This is a genomic window from Pseudoalteromonas sp. Isolate3 (genome assembly GCF_022398505.1).
In the GTDB taxonomy this organism is placed as follows: domain Bacteria; phylum Pseudomonadota; class Gammaproteobacteria; order Enterobacterales; family Alteromonadaceae; genus Pseudoalteromonas; species Pseudoalteromonas apostichopi.
This window is the reverse complement of the sequence record NZ_JAKEVN010000207.1, coordinates 1-3,045: the sequence shown is the minus strand read 5'-3', so window position 1 is coordinate 3,045 and position 3,045 is coordinate 1. Positions and strand designations below refer to the sequence as shown.

The window sequence follows — 3,045 nt, the reverse complement described above, 5'->3', positions numbered from 1 at the left end:
ATTACAATTTAGTCAAATTAATTCTTGCATATTAAAAACCGATCGGTCTAATATAGTCGTCATGGAAAAACATAGCAAAGTGCCAAGCCGTCGCGGCAGGCCACCCAAAATAGCGCGTTCAAATGCAGATACTCGTGCCCTATTAATTAATACGGGCTTAGCTGTATTGACCGAAAAAGGCTTTAGCGCAACAGGCATTGATTTAATTTTAAAATCGGCTCAAGTGCCAAAAGGGTCTTTTTATCATTATTTCAAAAGTAAAAATGATTTTGGCTTAGCACTCATCGATGCTTATGACAATTATTTTCAAGCAAAGTTAAAACGCCATTTAACAAACGAAGCTACAACACCTCTTGAGAGAATTGTGCTGTTTGCAAATGATGCTAAACAAGGGATGGCAAAATTTGAATTTACACGTGGGTGCTTAATTGGCAATTTAAACCAAGAACTCAGTTACCTTGATGATTTCATGATTGAACGCATCAAAAAGGCTTACAATAGCTGGCAAGCATTAATTGAACAGTGCTTACTTGACGCAAAAAAGCTAAAACAAATACCCCAAGCATCAGATTGTAAGATGCTTGCTGAATTTTTTTGGATTGGCTGGGAGGGTGCAGTAATGCGCTCTAAACTTGATAAATCAAGTGAACCGCTTACCCTTTATACAGCACAATTTTTACGCTTAATTTTATAAAGCCGTTTTAAACGGTTTTATTTTAACCATTAAAAGACGATCGGTCTAAAAGGAGTCAACATGACAACATCAGTAAAATCGGTAGTTATAAACAAAGATGATCAAGGCTATCATGCCGAGTACACAGACTTTCCCGTAGAAAATATCCACCAGCACGATGTAAATATTGATGTTGACTACAGTACCTTAAATTACAAAGACGCTTTAGCTATCACTGGTAAAGGCCCAGTAGTAAGAACATTTCCAATGATCCCAGGCATCGACCTTGCTGGCACTGTTAGCGAATCTAACAGTGATGAATTTAAAGTAGGTGATAAAGTCTTATTAAATGGCTTTGGGGTTGGTGAAAAATACCTAGGCGGTCTTAGCGAAAAAGCATCAATGAGTAGTGATTGGCTGATCCCCCTACCCGCTAACTTAACACCAAAGCAAGCAATGCAAATAGGAACGGCTGGTTATACAGCTATGCTAAGTATTATTGCTTTAGAAAAACAAGGTATCACGCCGCAAAGTGGCGAAGTCCTTGTAACTGGTGGTAATGGTGGCGTGGGTAGTTTTGCTATCTATTTATTAAACAAGCTTGGCTTTGATGTTGTTGCTACAACAGGCCGCATGAATGAAGCACAGCATCTTGAAAAATTAGGTGCAAAACGTGTTTTATCGCGTGATGAATTTTCGTCACCGGGCAAACCACTAGCTAAAGAACAATTCGCCGGTGCAATTGATTCAGTAGGTAGCCACACACTTGCAAATGTGTGTGCATCAATAAAATATGGTGGTGTTGTAACAGCGTGTGGTTTAGCACAAGGCATGGACTTCCCAGCAACAGTCGCGCCGTTTATCCTTCGTGGTATAAGCCTTATGGGTATAGATAGTGTAATGCGTCCTAAAGAAGACCGCATTGAAGCATGGCAGCGTTTAAGCGAGCTTGTTGAAACACAATACTTAGATACCATATCGCAAGAAATTCCTCTTTCACAAGCGATAGCAAATGCAGAAGCGTTACTAAAAGGTGAAATTCGCGGCCGCGTTGTGGTTAATTGCAAAGAATAAGCTCGAAAACAAACATTCTTAGCAAGTTAGCTATAAAACTAGGGTAAAGGCAATTATACTTACCCTAGTTTTGTAATACCGGACAGTCTAATGAGTAATAAAGAAATTTTCAGCAACAACCCACTGCAAGGTGTTGGTATTGAACAAGTCGTAACAGAGCTTGTCGAACAATATGGCTGGGAATTACTCCACGCCTATATGCGTTTAAACTGCTTTAAAAATAATCCTGATGTTAAATCTGCGGTTAAGTTTTTACGTAAAACCCAATGGGCACAAGAAAAAGTAGAAAACTTTTATTTGTATCGTCTTAAAAACTTACCACGCCCTGATGATGTAAACTATGAATTGCCACCTCGCGATCGTGTGATCCCTGCTGATCAAAAACCAGGTGATCCTTGTGAGTTAAGTTTTACCGACGCCAAACGCATTCATGCTAAAAAAGAAGCCAAGCAGCAAGCACGAGCACGTAAGCAGCGTTCAAATGCGAGTAACCCTTGGGGTAATTGATCGACAAAAGCTGTAAGTTTTATGCTATAAGTTGAAATGAGCCGCCTGTTGGGCGGTTTTTTTATATGAGTGAGTTAGTAAGTTAAGAATTGAAGTGCTAGCTAAACACGTCAATAATATTTGTTATTAATTTAAGGGTAACCTGATTATGTTAGACTGATTGCATCATCAGTAATTTGAGTTAAAAAGGATGTGTATGTCTAACTACAACGAGTCACCTGAACAAATCGCAAACGCAACGCAAGATTACGTAATGCAACAAACAATGTTGCGAATTAAAGATCCAAAGCCATCTTTAGATTTCTACCAAAACGTTTTAGGTATGAAGTTACTGGGTAAATATGACTTCCCTAAAATGGAGTTTACGCTGTACTTTTTAGGTTATGAGCAAGACATGCCAACAGGCAGCGATAAAGAAAAAGCACAGTGGGTATTTCGCCGCCCTGCTCTTATCGAGCTTACACATAATTGGGGCACAGAAAACGACGACAGTTTTGCTGGTTACCACAGTGGTAATGATGAACCAAAAGGCTTTGGTCATATCGGTATTAGCGTGCCAGACGTGTACGCAGCATGCGAGCGCTTTGCAAAATACGATGTTGAGTTTGTTAAAAAACCTGACGATGGCTCAATGAAAGGCTTAGCCTTTATTAAAGACCCAGATGGCTATTGGATAGAGATACTCTCAGCTGAAGGGATCACTGAGATAATTGAAGAGCATAAGTAAAAGTCACTCACTCATAAACCTGCTATTTAGCAGGTTTTATATTTCATAACTTAGAATTCTTACA

Annotated in this window: 4 protein-coding genes; all 4 read left to right on the top strand. The window is 39.3% G+C overall.

Going from position 1 to position 3,045, the window contains the following annotated elements; all coding sequences use genetic code 11:
• The first annotated feature begins 61 nt into the window (after positions 1 to 61).
• The gene (locus tag L1D46_RS20170) at positions 62 to 694 is read left to right on the top strand and encodes a TetR/AcrR family transcriptional regulator (RefSeq protein WP_130051475.1); all 633 of its coding nucleotides are present in this window, start codon (positions 62 to 64) and stop codon (positions 692 to 694) included.
• Positions 695 to 754: 60 nt separating this feature from the next.
• Positions 755 to 1,747 (top strand): MDR family oxidoreductase, encoded by a 993-nt coding sequence (locus L1D46_RS20165; RefSeq protein WP_130051474.1) that lies wholly within the window; start codon positions 755 to 757, stop codon positions 1,745 to 1,747.
• Positions 1,748 to 1,837: 90 nt separating this feature from the next.
• Positions 1,838 to 2,254: a VF530 family DNA-binding protein gene (locus tag L1D46_RS20160; RefSeq protein WP_130051473.1), complete on the top strand. Its 417-nt coding sequence runs from the start codon at positions 1,838 to 1,840 to the stop codon at positions 2,252 to 2,254.
• A gap of 196 nt (positions 2,255 to 2,450) precedes the next feature.
• Entirely contained in the window at positions 2,451 to 2,981 is a 531-nt protein-coding gene (gene gloA / locus L1D46_RS20155) for a lactoylglutathione lyase (protein ID WP_130051472.1), read from the top strand.
• Positions 2,982 to 3,045: the final 64 nt, after the last annotated feature.

Coding starts and splice junctions, on each gene's coding strand:
- L1D46_RS20160 (WP_130051473.1), top strand. CDS start 1,838: ATGAGTAATAAAGAAATTTTCAGCAACAACCCACTGCAAGGTGTTGGT.
- L1D46_RS20165 (WP_130051474.1), top strand. CDS start 755: ATGACAACATCAGTAAAATCGGTAGTTATAAACAAAGATGATCAAGGC.
- L1D46_RS20170 (WP_130051475.1), top strand. CDS start 62: ATGGAAAAACATAGCAAAGTGCCAAGCCGTCGCGGCAGGCCACCCAAA.
- gloA (WP_130051472.1), top strand. CDS start 2,451: ATGTCTAACTACAACGAGTCACCTGAACAAATCGCAAACGCAACGCAA.